A 20,560-nucleotide genomic window follows, 5' to 3' on the forward strand; every position below is an offset into this window, starting at 1 on the left:
ATAAACTACTGATTAAAGTGAGTTTACGTCAACTTTGATACCAACACCTTGAGTAGTTGTGATAGTCAAGTTTGTTACGTAAGTTCCTTTAGCTGTAGCTGGTTTTGCTTTTTGGATTGTTTCGTTGAAAGCTTTGAAGTTTTCAACCAATTTTTCAGCTTCAAATGATACTTTACCGATGATTGCTTGAACGTTACCTGCACGGTCAGCACGGTAAGTGATTTTACCACCTTTAGACTCTTCAACTGCTTTAGCAACATCCATTGTTACAGTACCAGTTTTAGGGTTTGGCATCAAGTTACGTGGTCCAAGGACACGTCCAAGACGTCCAACAAGAGCCATCATGTCAGGTGTAGCGATAACTACGTCGAAGTCCAACCAACCGTCGTTGATTTTTGCAACAAGGTCATCTTCACCAACAAAGTCTGCACCAGCAGCTTTTGCTTCTTCAGCTTTTGCACCACGTGCGAAAACAAGAACGCGTGAAGTTTTACCTGTACCGTTTGGCAATACCATTGCGCCACGGATTTGTTGGTCAGCTTTTTTAACGTCGATGTTCAAGTTGTAAGCAACTTCTACAGTTGCGTCAAATTTTGCAAAGTTAGTTTCTTTTGCAAGTGCTACAGCTTCTTCTACACTGTATGCTTTTGTGCTGTCGATTTTCTCAAGAGCAGCACGAAGTTGTTTGCTTTTTTTAGCCATTTTCTATTCTCCTTGTAAGTGGTTCAATCGATTTTCATCTCCCACGTCACTTCTCGAAATGATGAAGTCTTGCGGGTTATATTGGGGGTGTTATTGATTAGTCAACAACAGTGAATCCCATAGAACGAGCAGTACCTTCGATCATACGCATTGCAGACTCAATGTTTGCTGCGTTCAAATCTGGCATCTTAGTTTCTGCAATTTCTTGTACTTGTGCACGAGTAACTGTAGCAACTTTAGTTTTGTTAGGTGTACCTGATCCTTTTTCAACACCTGCAGCTTTTTTCAAAAGAACAGCAGCTGGTGGTGTTTTTGTTACGAAAGTAAATGATTTGTCTTCGTATACTGAGATAACAACTGGAATGATCATACCAGCTTGGTCAGCTGTACGAGCGTTGAACTCTTTTGTGAATCCCATGATGTTGATACCAGCTTGACCAAGAGCAGGTCCAACTGGTGGAGCTGGTGTAGCTTTACCAGCAGGGATTTGCAATTTTACAAGTTTTTCGACTTTTTTAGCCATTTTTAAATCCTCCTTTGTGGTTTTGGCGGTAATTAGAGATTTTTACCTCCCACAAGTATGCTTTACACATACCTTTCCATTATACACTATTTATCTAAAAATGCAAGAGAAAACTTTCATTTTTAATCGACGTAATCGCCACCTTCAAATCCATAGTATTCTTCCAAACTGAGGCCACTTGCAGCAATTTCTTTGGCTTCTTTTCCAACGTAGCGGAGGTGCCATTCTTCTGCCATGTAGCCGGTCTCCTTTTCCTTGCCTTTGAGATAGCGGACAACAAAGCCATAGTCAGCCGCATGATCCAAGAGCCACTGGGCTGCCTTTTCTTCAGTAACTAAATCACCATCTGTCCCAATAAGGTCAAAAGCAAGGCCTGTTTGGTGTTCACTATAACCTGGGCGAGCTGAGTAACGATCTGCTGCTTCCTTACCATCTTGATTCACATAGTCTTGATAAAGTTTGGTTTGAGTTTCATAACTTCTAAAACCACTGTAGTGATCGCTGATTGGGTAGCCAGCTGCTTGCATTGCTGCAATGAGCTTCAGCAACTCTGCTTTAGCTGTTGGATTTTCTCCTGGGTTATAGTCTTTTGACAAAGGATAGTGCTTATTAGCTATGACGATTTCATCGTATTTCCCTTGAACACTATAGTAGTTTCCCTTATTGACAACTTCTGCCTTCTTCTGACTAGAGGCTTGAGATTTGCTCCCTACAGTTCCTTCAGGTTGACTAGTTTGTTCTGTTTTTTGAGTGTTTTCTTCATTTTTAGGTTTTTCTTGCGAACAAGCTGCAAGAGTCAACGCTAGTATACCAGATAAAATGACATATCTTTTTTTCATTTTTTCTTCCTCTCTTAGACCACGTGCTTCTCTAACTCATCGGATAAGGCTTTAATCATTTGTTCCAACTCATGGGATTTCACTTGGCAATCTTCTGCCGCCATTTCTTCCCAGGGCACCCACCAGACTGGACCACGGCCATTCAATCCATGCCCCCTCATATCACCTGATTGTCTTGGAAAGAGGTGCCAGTGAGCGTGGGCATCTCCATTTCCTAGAAGTTCGATGTTCATCTTTTCAGCTTTAAACGTTTTGGCGACAGCTTCTTGGACCAAACTCATTTCCTCTAGAAAACGCAATTTTTCAGAAGTCTCCATATGGTGAAGTTCTGTGACATGCTCTTTTGCCAGAAATAAGGTATAGCCCTTAAAGTATTGGTGGTCTCCAATGACAACATAGCCTGTTTCTAATTCTTTTACAAAATAGGGATTTTCCCCTGCCTTGATCCATTCAATTCTTTGACAAATCAAACACATATTAGTCTACCAATGCACTCTTGAGATAGGCATCAACCATACGCTCTGTCGCCACGACCGAATCAATATGTGTTCGTTCGTAAGAGTGACTGGACTCAATACCAGCTCCAAGGAGGGCGTGTTTGACCTCTGCTCCTGCTGACATAGCCGCTGAAGCATCCGAACCGTAAAATGGATAAATGTCGAGCTTAAAAGGAATATCTTGCTCCTTCGCCAAAGTTACCAAGTGTTGACGGAAGTCATAGTGATAGGGACCTGAAGCGTCCTTGACACAGATAGAAACTGTATACTCATCCGTCTGCTGGTCATCGCCCATAGCTCCCATATCCACAGCTAAATATTCCACTACCTGAGCTGGAATATTGGAGTTGGCACCGTGACCAACCTCTTCAAAGACTGAAAAGGCAAAATGAGTTGTTACTGGCAACTCAATTCCCTCCTCCTTATAAACACGAAGAAGATTGAGCAGAATTGCCGCGCTGACCTTGTCGTCCAAGTGACGAGACTTGATAAAACCAGTCTCTGTCACGACAGTTCGCGGGTCAAAGCTGATAAAATCACCGATCTCAATGCCCATGGCGCGGGTTTCTTTTTCATTGGTCACTTTTTCATCCAAACGCACTTCCATATTGTCCTGCGTACGTTCTGCAGTTCCTGCATCCTTGTAGACATGACAAGAAGTCTGGTGGATGAGGATGGTCCCAGATACCTTTTGACTAGTGCTAGCCACATGAACCGTACAGTTCTCCCCTTCAATCATGTTCCAAGGGAAACCACCAATACGATCCAATTTGAGACGGCCATCCGATTTGACTGCACGGACAATAGCACCCAGCGTATCCACATGGGCAGTCACATAGCGGTGTTGGTCATCATTTTGACCTTTAATAGTAACATTGACACCGCCCTTGGCTGTACGAACCGGCTGGTAACCAATCTCTTCTAAAGTATGGACTAGGTAGTCTGAAATCTCACGAGTAAAGCCTGTTGGAGATGCAATAGCGGTTAGTTCTTTGATATAGTTTATAGTCTGATTCATTTCTTCACCTCTTTCCTACTATTATAACATTTTTCTAGTCAGACTCCTTCTCAAAAGGAGAAAAACTGTGTTTAGTTGCTTTCACTATAGATCCATGTTATAATACAAATACTTTGATTATGAAAGGAAAGTAACAAATATGAAATCATACTTTAAAGTATCACTAGCCCTTGTGGCTTCACTTGTCCTCCTGCTCGGATGTTCCAAACAAGCATCAACAACTGCTAGCAGCAGTACCAAAGAAGACACAACAACTCAGTCAAGTGAGAGCAAACAAAGCAGTCAACAATCATCTGAAAAGAAAGAAACAACTAAAACACATACCTTTGTAAACAAAAATAATTCTGGAATCACTTCTACCTTGGTTTATACTGTAGAGGGGGACAATGTTATCAAGCAATCAGCTAATAACATTGCTGATCCTGAAATCCTTGGTGCAACTCCAGAAGATGTCAAGAGTTTTATCGAAGAAAAGTACAAAGGTTATAATGGACTCAAAGGTGTTAAACAAACGATTGAAATCAAAGATGGAAAAGTTGTTCAAGATCTAGAAGTTGATTTCTCAGTTGCAAGTATTAGCGAACTTAGAAAAGCACTTCCTGAAGAATATTCTGGTATCGGCAATCGTGTCAGTTTCTCAAACTCAAAAAAAGCACTGGAAAAAATGGGATTCACAGAAAAGACGAACTAATCTCCTAAAATTTCATATAGACTAGTGTAGGTCCACCCCAAAAGTTAGACACAACTCTAACTCTTGGGGTGTTTTATTACATCCCTAACCGATGAGTTCAATAGATTCATCGCAATTCCATAAAAAGTGCATTTAAAACTTCCCACTTTTCAATCCATAGGATAAAAGTTCTTTGAAATAGATAGAGACAAAACATTAATCGTCAGACTAGTTTCTATTCGTTGTCATGTCAGGTCAGATGAGAGGGGAGGTCTAGTTGATTTTGTAGTAGAATCATGTTATAATACAAAATACTTTGATTATGAAAGGAAATTTTATGAAAACTTATGTTAAAACTTCATTAGCTCTAGTGGCTTCACTTATTCTCCTACTCGGATGTTCCAAACAAGCATCAACAACTGCAAACAGCAGTAGCAAAGAAGACACAACAAATCAGTCAAGCGAGACCAAACAAAGCAGTCAACAATCATCTGAAAAGAAAGATGAGACAAAAAACTATATTTTTGTTCACAATAGCAATCCCGGAAGAACTTCTACCTTGACATACACTGTTAAGGGGGATGATGTTGTAAAACAAGAAGTCTATAATGTTTTTGACCCTGAAATACTGGACAAGTCAGCAGAAGAGATTAAAGAACTTATCGTGAAAACTTATAAAAAGGAGGAAGGACTTAAAGGCATTACACAAAATATCGAATTCAAAGATGGAAAAGTCATCCATAGCATGGAGGTTGACATGACTGTTGTGAATCTCGAAGAGATGAAAAAAGCAATGCCAAATGAAGTTTCTGGCTCTGGAAGCCGTGTAAGTTTCCTAAAAACTAGAAAAATGCTTAAAGAGGCTGGTTATACTGAACAAACCAACTAACGAGTCGTGCTTATACAAAAAATTCTTGGTCGTTGACCAAGAATTTTTTCATTCCATCTCAAAAACGTCACTCTCTTGTTTGTTTGGTAGAACCAATGAAAGCAAGATTCCGATAATAGCAGGCACTAGCCATGGAAGAGAGGCTGACGCAAACGGAAGGGCATTAATCAGATTTTCTAGAAACTCAATTTTAAAGGAACTTCCAAGGACACTTGCAAGAGCAATAGCTGTAACAAGCCCAATAGTTAACTGCATGCCCGGTTTTGATAGGGCTACAAACTTATTAACAATCACGATCATCACAATGGCGATGGTGATTGGGTACAAGATTACCAGTACTGGCACTGAGTACTTAATGATTGCATCCAAACCGAGGTTTGCAATAGCAAATCCAATCAAGGTAAAGGCAGTGGCATAGACCTTGTAGCTGATTTGTGGGAAACGTCCGTTAAAGAACTCTGCTGTCGACACAATCAATCCAACTGTCGTTGTGAAGCAGGTTACAGTTACCATAACAGCAAGGAAGAGTTGAGCTGTTGAACCAAAGATTTCCTGAGTTGCTTGCGACAAGATATAAACACCTGGAGTTCCACCCTTCATGGCTTCTGCCGGCACTGGGAAGTGATTTCCAAGGAATCCTAGACCAATATAGAGAGCGCTAAAGGCAAGAGCTACAACGATACCAACCACCCAAATAGTTGAAATGTATTCTTTCTTACTGGAGAATCCAAGTTGTTTCAAGGTTTGAACTGCAATCACACTGAAGGCAACTGAAGCAAGGGCATCCAAGGTGTTATAACCTTCTAGGAATCCTGTACCAAAGGCAGAAGCTTGATAAGCAGCTGAAGCCGCTTGAGGGCTTGTTCCACCATATTTGAAGGCACCTAGTACAACCAAGATAACGATCAATAAGGCAAAGACTGGCGTTAAAACACGTCCGATTCGATCCAAAATCTTTGATGGATTGAGTGAAATCAGATAGGCTGCTGCAAAATAAAGCACAGTAAAAACAATCAATCCTAGACCTTTGTTTGCTTCGGATAAGAGGGGGCTAATCCCAACTTCATAAGCTGTTGTGGCTGTACGCGGAATGGCAAAGAAGGGGCCAATTGATAGATAGAGGACTGCAAGATAAAGTGTCGCAAACCAAGGTGAGATTTTCTTAGAAATCTCGTGAATGTATCCTTTCGGATTTAGCGTTCCAATAATAAGTGTCAAGACGGCAATACCGACACCTGAAAAGACAAAACCTGCGATGGCAGGAAGAAACTGTTCTCCAGATAGGGCACCTAGAGAAGGCGGAAAGATCAAGTTCCCCGCACCAAAAAATATTCCAAACAGGAGTAAGCCTGTTAGGGCACCTTTTTTAGCCATAATAATCTCCTTCATATTTCTAAAATACTGACCTAGTATACCATGATTAAGACTCTGAAAAAAGTATCCAAAATTAATCATTGAATGTTTTCAATATTTTTAAAAATAAGAATTATCTAAAAACAAAATCCCTCACTCAGTTGGAACCGAGCAAGGGAAGATTAGGATCTAACGCTATATAGCTTTAAAGATTTTCAAAGGCCGTCATTCCACCTTGGACATTGATAACGTCATAACCCTGTTCAGCTAGAAACTGACAAGCACGCGCTGAACGCATTCCTGATTTACAAATGACATAATGCAAGAGGTCCTTGTCCAACTGATCATAAGTATCAGCCAATTGACTAAGTGGTAGGTTCTGAGCACCTTCTAAATGAAGCGTCTCGAACTCTTCTACTTCTCTCACGTCCACTAAAGAAAGTTGCTCATTTTGATAAAGCTGGTAAAATGCATCGAAGGCTATTTCTTTCATTCTTTTTCTCCTAAAATAGCTTTAATTCTTTTTTTCAACTCTGGCACTACTTCTGACTCAAACCAAGGATTCTTAGCCATCCAGATTTGATTTCGTGGTGACGGGTGCACCAGAGGGAAAAATTCTGGTAGATAGTCTTTGTAGTGTTTCACCCGCTCTGTTACCTTGCCACTAACTTTCTCATGTAAATAATAGGCTTGGGCATATTGCCCAATCAAGAGAGTTAATTGAATATCGGGCAATTCTTGCAAGAGTTGCGGATGCCATTTTTCTGCAAAACCTGTACGAGGTGGAAGGTCGCCTGACTTGCCATGTCCAGGAAAGTAAAAATCCATTGGCAAAACTGCAAACAAGCCTGAATTGTAAAAGGTATCTTCATCTACACCTAGCCAGTCCCGCAAGCGATCACCACTCTTATCCTTCCAATAAATCCCAGCTTCTTGGGTTTTAAGCCCCGGTGCCTGACCGACAATATTGATGCGGGCAGTTTTTGGCGCCGCAAAGAGAGGTTCGATTCCGCGTTCTGTATAGCTGGTATTTTGCGGATCCGCCATAATGGCTTGCTTGATTCTTTCAATTTGAGACATCTGTTTTCCCTCCAAAAAGAAGTCCAAGCATACAATCTCAGACTTCTATCGTTTTATTTGATCAATTCATAAATAGCTTCTGCATAAATTGCTGCTGCTCGGAAGAGATCGTCCAAGGCGATAAATTCATTGGCTTGGTGCATGGTATCGATTGAGTCCGGGAACATAGCACCGTAGGCAACCCCACGTTCCAGTAAACGACCAAAGGTACCACCACCGATGACTTGCTCGTGACCTTTAAGACAAGTTTGTTTTTCATAAACATTCAACAAGGTTTGCACAAGTGGATCTTCCATCGGTACATAGTGAGGGGTGTGACCGTGTTCAGAAAGGCTAACAGAAGCAACTGGCAAGGTTTCAAGGATTGACTTGATTTGCTCTGGACTTGTTCCTTTTGGATAACGGAAGTTGAGAGCAATGGTATTATCAGCACTTGTTTCATCAAAGCGGAAGACACCCGCATTCATAGAAAGGGAACCCATCTTTTCATCCACATGAGCAACCTTGAGATTTTCACCCTCATGGTCATTCAAGAGAATCTTACCAGCGATGTCGAGGTAGTCTTTGGCTGGTCCAGCAAAGTCAAATTGGCTGAGGAAGAGGGCCAGGTAGGTCGCACCATTGACACCTGAAGCTGGCATAGCACCATGAGCTGATTTACCAATGATTGTCACCTTGTATTTGCCAGATTCTTTTTTGATTTCTCCTCTGAGTTTGTGTTCTGCAACAAAGGCATCTAGTTTAGCTTGCAAGTCAGCCAAGTCACCTGAAACAACTGCTGTTGCTGATTCAGGTACCATGTTTTCACGCAAACCACCTGTGAAGCTGTGAAGACGAGCAGCACCTGCATTTTCACCTGCAAAGTGAAGGTATTCTGTGATATTTCCTTTTTCACCATTGATGATTGGGAATTCAGCATCTGGTGAGAATCCAAAGTTTGGTTTTTCAAGTCCTACATGTTCAAAGTAGTAGTCCATGTCTGCCCAACCTGATTCTTCATCTGTTCCGACGATGAAACGAACTTTTTTAGAAGTTGGGAGGCCCAATTCTTTGATGATTTTCAAGCCATAGTAACAAGCTGTTGTAGGCCCCTTGTCGTCTGAAGCTCCACGCGCATAAAGACGACCGTCTTTGATAGTTGGTGTGTAAGGATCTGTGTCCCAACCACTACCAGCTGGCACCACGTCCATGTGAGCAAAGATTCCGAGAACTTCTTCTCCTTCACCAAACTCAAAATGTCCTGCGTAGTTATCGACATTCTTAGTTGGATAGCCGTCACGGTCTGCGATTTCAAGGAATTTTTCCAAGGCTTTTACTGGCCCAGGTCCAAATGGATGCTCAGCATCTACCTTGCTGTCATCACGTTCTGAGTTGATTTCCAAAAGGCTAAACAAGTCAGCCAAGAGGTCTTCTTTGCGTTTTTCTACTTCTGCTGTAAAATCAATTGCTGTCATTTTTTCTTCTTTCTATCTTTTCTCGATGATTTCATCTACTGGCAAGCGGTAGCTTGGTTCCAATTTTTCGTCAGTGTAACCTACCGTAATCAAGAGTTCTGGGCGGAAACGGTCTTCGATGTCCAAAACTTCGTTGGCTTTTGATTTATCAAATCCAAGGATAATGTTAGAACCGATTCCCTGGTCTGTCAAAGCCAGAACCAAGTTCATGGCAACCAAACCTGCATTGAGAGCTAGGTAGTCGCTGACTTGTTGTTCACTGTAACGCGCAAATTCAGCTGGTAGATTCTTCATAAAATATTGAAGTTGCTCTTCTGAGAAATTGTTAGCACCACCAACTCGGGCAATCTTGCGGGCACGTTTGGCCAAATCTGTGTCGGTAAACAAGGCAATGGTTACAGGAGCTGAAGAAACCTGCTCAAAGTTCGAACCGTATGCCAATTTTGCCAATTCAGCATTTTTCTCACGAACAACCACAAATTTCCAAGGCTGGCTGTTGTGGGCACTTGGTGCCAAGGTTGCGATTTCGATAGCCGTACGCACATCTTTGGGATCCACCGGCTTATCAGTGAAATGCTTAGTCGCATGACGTTTTTTATTTAATTCAAGAAATTTCATAATCGATTTCCTTTTCTAATTCTACTGCTTCCATTCTACCATATTTTGAAAGAGCTTGCAGAGATTTTTCATAGAAAGAAATTGGAACACGGATGAAGCCATGGATTTAAACTTATCATTAAAACCAGTTTTTTCCCCATCCAATTTCAACTAATTTTCAGGGGTTTAAAGAAACTAGTCTATCTTATATTTTGACTTTATAGCCTCCAAGAAATCTTTCACATCCTCTACATATCCATGCTTTTCAATTAAACTAGCTAAGAGTTCCAGATTGTGCCCCCGATAGTTGTCATCTCGGCGTAGTTCTTCATACATTTCGATAAAAGGAAGCCCCTTGGACTTGGCCAATTCTAACTCTGCTTCATAATCATAAGAAACTTTTCGGAATAAAATGTTTACCAATTCTCCATCTTCCACTTCTATCACGGCATACTGGGCACGGTGATTTTTTAACGCCTCCCAATTAAAATAGGGCATGCCAATCGACCCTGGATTGATGATTTGTTGCCCTTGACTGCCATAACGAAGCAACTGCTTGTGGACATGACCATAGACTGCCACGTCAACTTCATCATCTAGGAGTTGGTCAAATTTCTCTGTATCATTCTCAACTAGCAAGTCACCACCATAGTTCTTATTTGGCAAATTATGAGAAAGAGAAAAGCGCAGTCCGTCAACTTCTTTCTTTTCTAGCATAGGTAAACTTCGTAGCCAGTCAATCGTTGCAGGATCCATTCGCTCCATCAAAAACTGAGTCAATCGCATGAGCTGGATTTCTTGTGGATCTTCCAAACCATATTCACCATCCAAGGCCTCAAGGACACAATCATCCCAATTACCTCGAACACTTGCTGCAATAGGAAGTCCCTTCAACAGAGCGACCAGATCATTTGCACCTGGACCAGGAAGAAAAATATCTCCCAGAAGCCAGTATTCACTGACTCCTTGAGTTTTAGCATCTGCAATCACTGCTTCTAAGGCAGTCGCATTGCCATGAATATCTGATAAAATTGCAATTTTATGATTCATTGTGTTCTCCTTCTATTTGATAATCTACTCTCTCTTCCGCTACTTGAGCCAACTCCACTTCTTCCTGAGGGTTCAACTTTCTCTGAACAGCTTCTGCGACTGCTTTTGGCACCCCAACTTCGACAATCTCATCCACACTGGCTTCCTTGATTTTGGTCAGAGACTTGAAATGCTTCATGAGATTTTGCTTGCGTTTAGGCCCCAGACCGTCAATCCCATCCAATTGAGATGAAAAAGAATTTTTGGAGCGCAGTTGCCGGTGGAAAGTGATGGCAAAGCGGTGCACCTCATCCTGGATGCGTTGGAGGAGAAAGAATTCTTGAGAATTGCGAGACAACTCCACCACTTCCAGCGGATCTCCAAAGAGCAATTCATGGGTTTGGTGCTTGTCATTCTTTTGCAGACCTGCAATTGGGATATCCAAACCTAGCTCTTCTTGGATGACTTGCTTGGCGATATTGACCTGACCTTGCCCCCCATCAATGACAATCAAATCTGGCGGGGTTAAACTTTCTCGTTGAACTCGACCATAACGTCTGCGAATAACCTCACGCATACTAGCATAGTCATCTGGACCGACAACCGTTTTTATCTTGTACTTACGGTAGTCTTTTTTACTCGGTTTACCATTGACAAAGACCACCATGGCTGAAACAGGACTGGTTCCCATGATATTAGAGTTATCAAAGGACTCGATACGAACCGGAGTCGGTATTTGGAGCAAGCGTCCCAGATTTTCAATAGCTCCTTGGGTCTTTTCAACAGATTTTTCTAGCAGATTGAACTTCTGCTCCAGACTAACACGGGCATTTTTTATGGCTAGATTGACCAGTTGTTTTTTCTCTCCACGCTGGGGTTTGAGAATCTTGGTATCCACCAAGGCCTTGACGGCTTCTTCATCTATATCCTGCGGAATCAGCACCTCATTGGGAACCAGGTGAGATTTTTCTTGATAGAATTGTCCCACATAGGTCAAGAAGTCCTCATCCGGATCATTGTAGTAGGGGAAGAGATTGACATCCCTCTCAATGAGTTTTCCTTGACGTACAAAGAAAACCTGGACACACATCCAACCCTTGTCCACATAGTAGCCAAAGACATCACGGTTTTGGAGATCCTTGGCCATAACCCGTTGCTTGGTCCGAAGAGTCCCAATGGCCTGAATCAGGTCACGGTATTCCGCTGCACGTTCAAACTCCATACTTTGGGCTGCCACTGCCATTTTACCCTTGAGATCATCGATGATTTTGTCATCCTGTCCTTTTAGGAAATCAGAAACCTCCTGAGCCATGGACTTGAAGTAGGCCTCATCTTCTTTACAGATGGTGTGGGCCATACATTGACCGATATGGTAATAGAAACAGACCTTAGACGGCGGATTGGTACACTTACGAAAAGGGAAAATCCGATCCAGTAGCCGCTTGATTTCATTGGCCGCCCCCACATCTGGATAAGGACCAAAATAAAGCCCTCCATCCTTTTTGACCTGACGAGTAATAATAAGCCGCGGATAGCGCTCATTGGTGATTTTGATAAAAGGATAAGACTTATCATCCTTGAGCATGATATTGTACTTGGGCTGATTTTCCTTGATGAGGTTGATTTCCAGCAGAAGGGCCTCGATATTAGACTCGGTGACGATAAATTCAAAATCCACAATTTCAGACACCAGAGCCTCTGTCTTGGTATCATGACTTCCACGAAAATAGGATCGCACGCGGTTACGCAGATTTTTAGCCTTTCCGACATAGATAATGGTGCCGTTTTTATCTTTGTGAATGTAACAACCAGGGCTGGTCGGCAAGAGCTCTAGTTTTGATTTGATCAAGTTATTCATAGTTCCATTATAGCAAAAAGGATGTAACAGGACGAACAAAAAGCCCCACCAATCACTTGATGGAGGAGCTTTGATTTCATTTTAGATTACACCGACTTCAGCTAGTCGCTACCGGTATAGAGTTCTTGAACAGCCTTCACATCCTGGGGCTGAATCCCATAGTAGGAGCCGGCAGGCTGCATAACAGAGGTCTCGTTAGTATGATCCAATCCGATGGCATGCCCCAGCTCGTGCTCCGCCGTGTGCACGATTCGTTCATAAGAATAACCATAACTTGGATTGGATAGATAATAGTGATTCAAGCGAACCGTTACAGATATAAATTGATTGGTCAACAGATTGGTTTGACTCTCGGCTTGACCAGCTACAGCGGTCGATCCATCATTCATCTCACTTGCCACAATATCTGCCTGGCTGGGATCCGCAACCACCTCAAAGGTAAAGGCTCCCGTTTGATTCCAGTTTTTTATAGCTTCTGCATAGGCACCTTGGAAGGTTTCATCCATTTGAGGCTCAATATAGATGCGAGCTGAGGCCTGAGCCCACTTGCCTTCTGCATGTTGGTGACTATCTGTCTGAGACAAGACTTCCAGCGTTCCCGTCTCCTTCCATTGATTCCAGCCACCTTGACCAATCTTACTCATTTTTTCAACTTGATTGACCGCAGAATGAAAATCACCAGACAGATACCAAACCACTCCAAAAGCAATGAGTAGTAAAATAACCACAGTCCAAACCAGACGCCAGAAGAAACGCCAAATTCCCAAAAGAAATCGGAAGAATAATCGAATAATCCAGAACATGACGTCCCACCTTTCATAAAAATAAGAACCTATCTTGAAATCACATTCTCCTTGACCAAGATAGATTCTCTATTTTACTGAAGAAAGCTGAAAGAAACCTAAAACTAAGATAAACGTTCTTCCAAGACAAAGTCAATTGGTAGAGTAGCCAAAAAACGCTCCAATTGCTTTTCCCAGTAGTACCACTCGTGCTTACCTGGACTATGACTATAGGTCACCTCAAAACCTAGTTTTTTGAGGTTTTTCACTGCGAGATTATTGGCAGAGTAGAGATAGTCTTGCTCTCCACACCAAGCCCATAGTTTGGTTTTTTTATCGGATTTTGCAGCGATACTTTCAAGCGAATGAGGACTAGCTGCCCAGTCTTTGATTTCTCCAAAAACTCCTCTCCAGTAGGCAAGCGATCCCAGATCCTGACTTTCAGGAGAAAATTCTTGAAAACTGAGCGCACCAGAAAAACTAGCCGCATGAGAAAAACGATTCGTCGATAAAGCGAGTTTGAAGGAGCCGTAGCCACCCATGGAGAGACCTGCTATGAAAGTCTTTTCTCGCTTGCTGGTCATATTGGGGAAGAAACGTTTCATGACTTGGGGGAGTTCTTCTGCTAGAGCAGTATAGTAGTTATAGCCATACTGAGTATCTGTGTACCAGCCATTGCTAGTATTGGGCATGATAACAATGAGATTGGTTCCACGCAACAAACGCTCGACATTGGTACGTTTGAGCCAGCTATTTTGGTTTCCTGACATTCCGTGCAAAAGGTAAAGAACAGGAATATCTGTGCAATCTGGTTCAGTCACCCGACTAGCATCTGGATAGAGTACGGTAACGCCCCACTCCATATCCAAAACTTCTGAGTAATACTCAATATTCATAACTGCCATGGTTGTCTCCTTTTACTATTTCTATAAGAAAAAGCCGAATTTCGACTTTTTCTGTAGGTATTCTGCTTATTATTTTGCTTCCATTACGACTGGCAAGATTGCTGGACGACGCTTGGTTTGATCAAAGAGGTACTTGGTCAGATTGTCGCGAACCTTGCCTTTGAGATCTGCCCAGTCAAAGTCATCACCTTGAAGATACTCTTCTACCGTTTGGTTAATCAATTCTGAACTTTCACGGAGAATATCGCGGCTCTTCTTGAGATAAACAAATCCACGTGTATGGACGCGAGCCTTGGCCACAATTTTCTTCTCACGACGGTTGACAGTGATCGCCACGATAAAGATCCCATCCTCAGACAAGACCTTACGGTCACGAAGGACGACATTTCCAACATCCCCGATGGCATTTCCGTCAATCAAGACATCCCCTGCAGAAACTGCTCCAGCTGGAACAAAGTCTCCATGTTCATAAGACATGGTCGTTCCCTTTTTAGGGATGAAAATGCGTTCCGGCAACATCCCAACTGCCATGGCAGCCTTGGCATGCGCATCCAACTCACGATACTCTCCTTGGATAGGGAAGAGGTAGTTTGGTTGCAAAAGATTAATCATCAACTGCAAATCACGCGCATTCCCGTGTCCGGATACTCGCAAGCTTTGGGTAATGAGTTTCACCACACCACCAGCTTGGTAGATCATGTTTTCAACACGCGCCATGACAGCTTCTTTGGCGATAGATGGAGTCGTTACGATATAGACCAAGTCCCCATCTTTGATTTCCACATAGCGGTGGCGACCAATAGACATCTTACGAAGTCCATTAATAGGCTCACCCATACGGCCCGTCTCAAGGATAATCAACTCATGGTCTTCAAAACGAGACATTTCTTTTGGTTTAATCAAGAGACTTTCATTAGCTAGGGATAATTTTTTGAGACGAATCGCAGTGCGGACGATATTTTCAATATCAAATCCAGTCAAAACAACTCTGCGACCTGTATCTGCTGCAGCATCAAAAACCTGCTGGATACGAGAAAGGTTGCTGGCAACTGCTGCAACGATGATACGACCTTCCCAGTCTGCAATGGTCTGGGTAATTTCATCCCCAACTTCACTCTCGCTTGCCACTTGGATATTGCTGTCCGCATTGGCTGAATCACTGAGGAGCGCCAAGACACCATCACGACCGATTTCTGCCAAACGAGCAAAATCCGTCGCATAGGATTCGCTAGCAGTCTGGTCAAACTTGAAGTCACCTGTGTAAACAATGCTACCTTTTGCAGTTTTCAAGACGACTCCCAAACTTTCTGGAATGGAGTGAGTTGTACGGAAGAAGGAAACCTCAGTTCCTCCAAAGTCAATCTCCGTATCCTCATCAATCACATGAAAGTCATTGAATTTCTTCACAGCATCATTCCCTTTGACAAAGAGTTTCGCCAACTCGATGGTCAACTCAGAGCCAAACACAGGCACCTTAGCCTCTGCCAAAAGGTAAGGCAGAGCTCCAATGGCATCCGCATGTCCGTGGGTCAAGAAGACACCTGCGATACGATCGCTATTTTCAAAAAGGTAGTCCATATTTGGAATGACGACATCAACCCCAAGCTGTTCATTTTCAGGGTATTTAAGCCCAGCATCCAAAACAAAAATAGAACCATTGATTTCAGCGATGTACATATTTTTCCCATTTTCTCGTACACCACCTAGTGTTGTTAAACTAATATTACTCATTTTTCCTCCGAAACTTCATTTATCTTGATTATAGGGCGAATTCACCCTCTTATTCTAAAAGTTCTAAAACTTCCAGCCGAATCTTTTCCTACCATTATACCATTTTTTTGATTATTTTCAAAACGAAGATCGGTTTTTAACTAGAGATTAGTCACTACTGTGAATCGAATTCTTTTACTTTGACTTCTCTTTTGGAGGCTTCATCGAAGATAATAGAACGATTGTACCATCAAAAATATGGATTTTCTGAATCAGTTTGATTTCAGATACCTTTCTCGAACTCTAAATTTCTCTTTTAGTTCAAAACAAGTTAAATTCTTGCCCTTCGCCTCTCGACTTGAGAACTTTTTTCTACAAAGACATGATTTATCTACATGCAAAAGCGAGAATTTCCTGTTCGCTACAGAATCTAAAAATTTTCAGCAATTAGCCACTAAGATGGTGGGTAACGATAGGAAATTTTTTCAAAAAGAAAAAAGACTTAGAAATTCTAAATCTTTTTATCATCTTTAGTTTGGATAGATATAAGTGACGTTACCTAAAAATTCATGAGGATTAAAGAAGCCACGGTAATTCGCAATCTGCTTTTGACGTCTGTAGTTTGCTTCCAATACCTGGATAGAGTTTTCACTTTGAACATCTGTTACATAAGCAACGTGTCCATATTCACCACCGTCCCAAACGGCGATTGCTCCTACTACTGGAATACTTCCTGTCTTATAACCTTGAGCGCTCGCGTAGATTGCCCAAGTGTTGGCATTTCCCCACCAGTTGCTAGCCCAAGGTGCCAATTCTTTCACGCCCCATGTACACTGACCAACAGGATAAGAGTTTCCATAGTTTGTCGGAGTCTTTTCGACAACATCTTCTGTATCAGATACCACGTTCGCAGTGCTAGCTGGAGCACTGTAGGTTGAGCTAGCCTGAGCGGAACCACTCACTTCCAATACGTCCCCTGGGTGGATAGTGTCAAAGATGGTTTTTCCATTCAAAGCTGCCAACTCATGCGGATCCATGCCGTTTGCAGTTGCGATGGCATAAAATGAATCACCGTCTTGGACAACGTAAGAGTTCGCGTGCACAGTTTGAGCACCAACTGTAGCTAAAATAGCGGTAGAAGTCAAACCAAGAGTCAGTTTCGTAACTGTTTTTTTCATAACTGGATTCCCCTTATATTTTCTTGATAAGAAAATCATACTTGATTTACATGTCAGTTCGTTTAGAGTTATATTTTAGTCATGTTACAAAAATTTATACTTTTACTACATAAGGTTTAAAAGCAGACATCGTATAAAGTGATAGAAGAGAATAAAAAAATGAATCATTTCCCCAACCTTTACATCAGCAAACCATCCAAAAGACTATCCAATCAACCACTCCCACACCAAGCATTTATCCGTCAAAAAGAGACCGAGATAGGTCATCTCAGTCCCTTTCCACCCATAACTCCATTAAAAAGTCATACATTTCCTGCACGGTACCCAGCGCCATCATTTCTTGGTATTTGACGGTTCTTTAGCTATCTTTTTCTACTATCTCTGGAAAATAACTTTCAAAATATGCCTTGGTAAGGCTAAATAAATGTAATTTTTTACCCTCAATATTCACAAAATTCATTTTATCATTGATTCCTTCTAATTTTAAATCATAGACATATTTATTTTCTAAAATATCAATAAAAGATATTTTAATCTTTTCAATATCTTCAATTCTTGAGTCAAACTTCAATAGTAGATTATTTTGAGGTTTCTTATCAATCATAAATCTTTCTTCAGCCTTTAATTTATGATTACCTCCCGATCCATTTTTTTCTATATATTCTATTTTATCAATTAAGGCATGACCTAACCCAATATTTCTAATTTTTATAAGAATAGCAATCGATTCTTCATCTTGAGCATCTTCTTTGTTAATCTTTATATAATTATACTGACAGATATAATTCTTGCCTTGTTTCTTGCCTTGTTTCTTGCCTTGTTCTGAATCTATTTTTAAACAATTAGAGGTATGTTTATGTTTATCTTTACTTCCCATTTGTTCATAATTTAATCCAACATTCAATATTGGTCTAACTGAGTCACGTTTTTCTTCCCTATATTTTGTATTTTCATTCTTTAGAGTATATACAATCAAATAACTCCCAATAATTGACCCATAATAAGCTAACCAATCAAAGTCTATTGTTTTTCTCAAATTAATACCAAAATCTTCAGTTCCAAAGTGCGTTTTTAAAACAATTTTTACAACAGCATACAATATAGGTAAAAAAGACACAAAAAAGAATATTACTATTACTTTATCTTTAACAATCCAGCTTGAAATTTTCTTTAAAGACATCATGCTTATCCTTTCAAAAAGTCATACATTTCTTGCACTGTCCCCAGTGCCATCATTTCTTGGTCTTTAACGGTCTGTTTGAGATTTTGGTAAATCTGACTTTCAGCAATTTCCCTTTTCGGCGTTTCTTTATTGACTGTCATGACACCATCTTTGATTGTCACAAAGCCCAGCTCTTCAAATACTTGGATCATCTTGACCAGCAAGATTTGTTGGATATTGAGATAAGCCGCCAAATCTTTCAGCTTGTAGCGAATATCAAACTCTGGGAACTGGTAAATGGTCTTGTACAATTTTGCAAACTGTTCCCTAGTCCCATAACCTGTCAGATAGTAGGCCTTATCGATGTCATTTTTGAAATAGACAGCAGAGAAATCCTGTTCCTGAAAAATGGTCTTAAGCAAGGTAATATCCTCGGGAATAGTTTTCACAACAACCGCTTCACTATTCGCCAAATCCGGCAATTCTCCAGAGAAATCCAAGACTGGAACCCCTTCTGGCAAGACTGCATTCTTCCCACGAATGTTAAAGAGTTGAACACCTTCCACACGCGCATCCACCATCATCAACTGGAGGGCAGTTTGGCCATTCCATTGATTGACAGACAGGGTGACTGCCAATTCTAGATTCTTGGTTTGAGAAAATTCTGTTGCCCATCTACCTTGTCCAAAGGCCACCACTTCAAAACTCGCCTCACCCTTGGAAATTTTTAGTTTGAGGTGGGCATTGCCTGCTCCCATGGTTCTGGCACTTTCGACATGAAAATCCTTGATATAAAAGACAGGTTTCTGATTATCCATCCCAAAGGGTGCCAAGCGTTCAAAGCTTTTAACCGTTTCTAAACTAAGAGTCTCCAAATCCAACTCTTCATCTAGATTTAACTTATTCTTGCCACCAGCATCTGCACCTTTTTCACGGACATAGTCTTCTAAAACCTGAGATAAATCTGAAAGTTTCTCAACTTCCAGCGTCATTCCAGCTGCACCAGCATGGCCGCCAAAGGCGATAAAGAGGTCTCGATGGGGATCCAGAGCTTCAAAAATATCGACCGCTTCCACACTACGAGCACTACCCTTGGCGCGACCTTCTTCTATATTAAGAACGATGACTGTCTGCCCTAGTTCTTCCAACAAACGACCAGCAACGATACCCAGAACGCCAGGATTCCAGCCTTCCTTGGCCAAAACCTGGACCTTCTTCTCAGGATCCACCATGGTCTTAGCTTCTTCGTAGATTGACTGAACGATTTCCTTGCGCTCTTCGTTTTTCTGGTGAATCATGAGGGCAATCTCATGCGCTTCCTCATCATCAAATCCAGTCAGCAAATCAATGGCAGGATTGGGATCATCCAAACGCCCCAAAGCATTCAAACGCGGTGCAAGCTGGAAACCAATCGTTTCTTCTGTTACTTCATTAGCAGCAATCCCAGCCATGTCCAGCATTTCTTGTAGTCCAATGCGCTGGGTATGTCCCAACATTTCCAGACCATATTGAACCAAGATACGATTTTCATCCGTCAGACTCACCATATCGGCAATGGTTCCGATGGCAACCAAATCAAGCAACTCCACTTGTACTTCTTCTAAAAGAGCGCAAGCCAGCTTGAAAGCCACTCCGCAACCAGCCAACTGTTTAAAAGGATAGTCCGCATCCGGATGCTCAGGGTGAACAATCGCATAGGCATCAGGAAGGGTTTCCGGCATGGAATGGTGGTCGGTCACAATGACATCCACTCCCATAGACTGGGCCAATTCAATGGCTTCGTGCCCTGCAACCCCATTATCCACTGTCACAACCAGGGAAATTCCCTCTTGCTCGATAAAGTATTTATAGACACTGGCATTAGGACCGTAGCCATCGGTAAAGCGATTTGGCAGATAAACACGGCACTCGGCGCCCAGCTGTTCCAAACTTTCCTTCACAATCGACGCTGAAGTCATGCCATCCGCATCGTAGTCCCCATAGATGAGAATGTTTTCCCCTTCTTCAATGGCCTGACGAATCCGTTCTACTGCCTTATCCATATCATGGAGCAGATAAGGGTCATGCAAGTCCTCTAAAGAAGGTTCTAAAAACTTCTTTAGACTTTCTTCATTCTGAATCCCTCTTTCAAATAATAACCGAGCCACCTCAGGGCCCAGTCCAGCCTTCTTGGCTATCTTTGTAAAATCCGCATCTTCAACCTGTGGGGCAAACTGCCATTCATAAGTAGGAGTTATCAAAAAAACATCCACTCTTTCTAAGAATTCTATCGTTTCATTATAACATGATTTAGGCATTTTCTCTATCCAGATTG

The 20,560-nt window shown here is 41.8% G+C and carries 20 protein-coding genes; 2 read left to right on the top strand and 18 right to left on the bottom strand.

The window, feature by feature from the left end; all coding sequences use genetic code 11:
• Nucleotides 1–12: 12 nt before the first annotated feature.
• The 5 genes from rplA to SOR_RS07165 form a co-directional block, all read right to left on the bottom strand.
• Nucleotides 13–702, bottom strand: coding sequence for a 50S ribosomal protein L1 (rplA, locus tag SOR_RS07145; RefSeq protein WP_001085675.1), 690 nt, complete (start codon nucleotides 700–702; stop codon nucleotides 13–15).
• A 97-nt stretch (nucleotides 703–799) separates the two neighbouring features.
• Entirely contained in the window at nucleotides 800–1,225 is a 426-nt protein-coding gene (rplK, locus tag SOR_RS07150; RefSeq protein WP_001085808.1) for a 50S ribosomal protein L11, read from the bottom strand.
• Between the two features lie 122 nt (nucleotides 1,226–1,347).
• A complete protein-coding gene (ldcB, locus tag SOR_RS07155) occupies nucleotides 1,348–2,064 on the bottom strand; it encodes an LD-carboxypeptidase LdcB/DacB (RefSeq protein WP_000747813.1) in 717 nt (238 codons plus the stop codon).
• Between the two features lie 14 nt (nucleotides 2,065–2,078).
• Complete coding sequence (locus SOR_RS07160; RefSeq protein WP_000335630.1) at nucleotides 2,079–2,540, bottom strand: HIT family protein; 462 nt, start codon at nucleotides 2,538–2,540, stop codon at nucleotides 2,079–2,081.
• A 1-nt stretch (nucleotide 2,541) separates the two neighbouring features.
• Nucleotides 2,542–3,579 carry a M42 family metallopeptidase gene (locus tag SOR_RS07165; protein WP_001076925.1) on the bottom strand — a complete coding sequence of 346 codons (1,038 nt, stop codon included), beginning with the start codon at nucleotides 3,577–3,579 and terminating at the stop codon, nucleotides 2,542–2,544.
• 139 nt (nucleotides 3,580–3,718) lie between these two features.
• Here SOR_RS07165 and SOR_RS07170 point away from each other — a divergent pair, with 139 nt between their 5' ends.
• Together SOR_RS07170 and SOR_RS07175 are read left to right on the top strand one after the other, a co-directional pair.
• The gene (locus SOR_RS07170) at nucleotides 3,719–4,270 is read left to right on the top strand and encodes a DUF1307 domain-containing protein (RefSeq protein ID WP_000844334.1); all 552 of its coding nucleotides are present in this window, start codon (nucleotides 3,719–3,721) and stop codon (nucleotides 4,268–4,270) included.
• A gap of 316 nt (nucleotides 4,271–4,586) precedes the next feature.
• Nucleotides 4,587–5,138, top strand: coding sequence for a DUF1307 domain-containing protein (locus SOR_RS07175; protein WP_000861105.1), 552 nt, complete (start codon nucleotides 4,587–4,589; stop codon nucleotides 5,136–5,138).
• Nucleotides 5,139–5,186: 48 nt separating this feature from the next.
• On the opposite strand, the gene brnQ is transcribed toward SOR_RS07175, so the two are convergent.
• From brnQ to recJ, 13 genes are all read right to left on the bottom strand, one after another.
• A complete protein-coding gene (brnQ, locus tag SOR_RS07180) occupies nucleotides 5,187–6,512 on the bottom strand; it encodes a branched-chain amino acid transport system II carrier protein (protein WP_001074596.1) in 1,326 nt (441 codons plus the stop codon).
• A gap of 184 nt (nucleotides 6,513–6,696) precedes the next feature.
• The gene (locus SOR_RS07185; protein WP_000658236.1) at nucleotides 6,697–6,984 is read right to left on the bottom strand and encodes a rhodanese-like domain-containing protein; all 288 of its coding nucleotides are present in this window, start codon (nucleotides 6,982–6,984) and stop codon (nucleotides 6,697–6,699) included.
• Nucleotides 6,981–7,571, bottom strand: a complete 591-nt coding sequence (locus SOR_RS07190) for a uracil-DNA glycosylase family protein (RefSeq protein WP_000078133.1) — start codon at nucleotides 7,569–7,571, stop codon at nucleotides 6,981–6,983. Before SOR_RS07190 ends, SOR_RS07185 begins: the two co-directional genes overlap by 4 nt.
• 53 nt (nucleotides 7,572–7,624) lie before the next feature.
• Entirely contained in the window at nucleotides 7,625–9,025 is a 1,401-nt protein-coding gene (gene pepV / locus SOR_RS07195) for a dipeptidase PepV (protein WP_000125067.1), read from the bottom strand.
• 12 nt (nucleotides 9,026–9,037) lie between these two features.
• A complete protein-coding gene (locus SOR_RS07200; RefSeq protein WP_000670170.1) occupies nucleotides 9,038–9,643 on the bottom strand; it encodes a nitroreductase family protein in 606 nt (201 codons plus the stop codon).
• Between the two features lie 174 nt (nucleotides 9,644–9,817).
• On the bottom strand, nucleotides 9,818–10,672 hold the full coding sequence (locus SOR_RS07205; protein WP_001015757.1) for a metallophosphoesterase family protein: 855 nt from the start codon (nucleotides 10,670–10,672) through the stop codon (nucleotides 9,818–9,820).
• Nucleotides 10,662–12,509, bottom strand: coding sequence for an excinuclease ABC subunit UvrC (uvrC, locus tag SOR_RS07210; protein ID WP_001061171.1), 1,848 nt, complete (start codon nucleotides 12,507–12,509; stop codon nucleotides 10,662–10,664). Before uvrC ends, SOR_RS07205 begins: the two co-directional genes overlap by 11 nt.
• Before the next feature lie 101 nt (nucleotides 12,510–12,610).
• Nucleotides 12,611–13,312, bottom strand: a complete 702-nt coding sequence (locus SOR_RS07215) for a M57 family metalloprotease (protein WP_000498552.1) — start codon at nucleotides 13,310–13,312, stop codon at nucleotides 12,611–12,613.
• A 104-nt stretch (nucleotides 13,313–13,416) separates the two neighbouring features.
• Nucleotides 13,417–14,196 carry an alpha/beta hydrolase gene (locus SOR_RS07220; RefSeq protein WP_000290049.1) on the bottom strand — a complete coding sequence of 260 codons (780 nt, stop codon included), beginning with the start codon at nucleotides 14,194–14,196 and terminating at the stop codon, nucleotides 13,417–13,419.
• A 69-nt stretch (nucleotides 14,197–14,265) separates the two neighbouring features.
• Nucleotides 14,266–15,927 carry a ribonuclease J gene (locus tag SOR_RS07225; protein ID WP_000065641.1) on the bottom strand — a complete coding sequence of 554 codons (1,662 nt, stop codon included), beginning with the start codon at nucleotides 15,925–15,927 and terminating at the stop codon, nucleotides 14,266–14,268.
• A gap of 509 nt (nucleotides 15,928–16,436) precedes the next feature.
• Nucleotides 16,437–17,084, bottom strand: coding sequence for a COG3942 and LysM peptidoglycan-binding domain-containing protein (locus tag SOR_RS07235; RefSeq protein WP_000754475.1), 648 nt, complete (start codon nucleotides 17,082–17,084; stop codon nucleotides 16,437–16,439).
• 358 nt (nucleotides 17,085–17,442) lie between these two features.
• Complete coding sequence (locus tag SOR_RS07240) at nucleotides 17,443–18,264, bottom strand: hypothetical protein (protein WP_013670262.1); 822 nt, start codon at nucleotides 18,262–18,264, stop codon at nucleotides 17,443–17,445.
• Nucleotides 18,265–18,269: 5 nt separating this feature from the next.
• Nucleotides 18,270–20,486 (bottom strand): single-stranded-DNA-specific exonuclease RecJ, encoded by a 2,217-nt coding sequence (recJ, locus tag SOR_RS07245; RefSeq protein ID WP_041170869.1) that lies wholly within the window; start codon nucleotides 20,484–20,486, stop codon nucleotides 18,270–18,272.
• Nucleotides 20,487–20,560 lie beyond the last annotated feature (74 nt).

Source organism: Streptococcus oralis Uo5, assembly GCF_000253155.1.
GTDB classification, from domain to species: domain Bacteria; phylum Bacillota; class Bacilli; order Lactobacillales; family Streptococcaceae; genus Streptococcus; species Streptococcus oralis_L.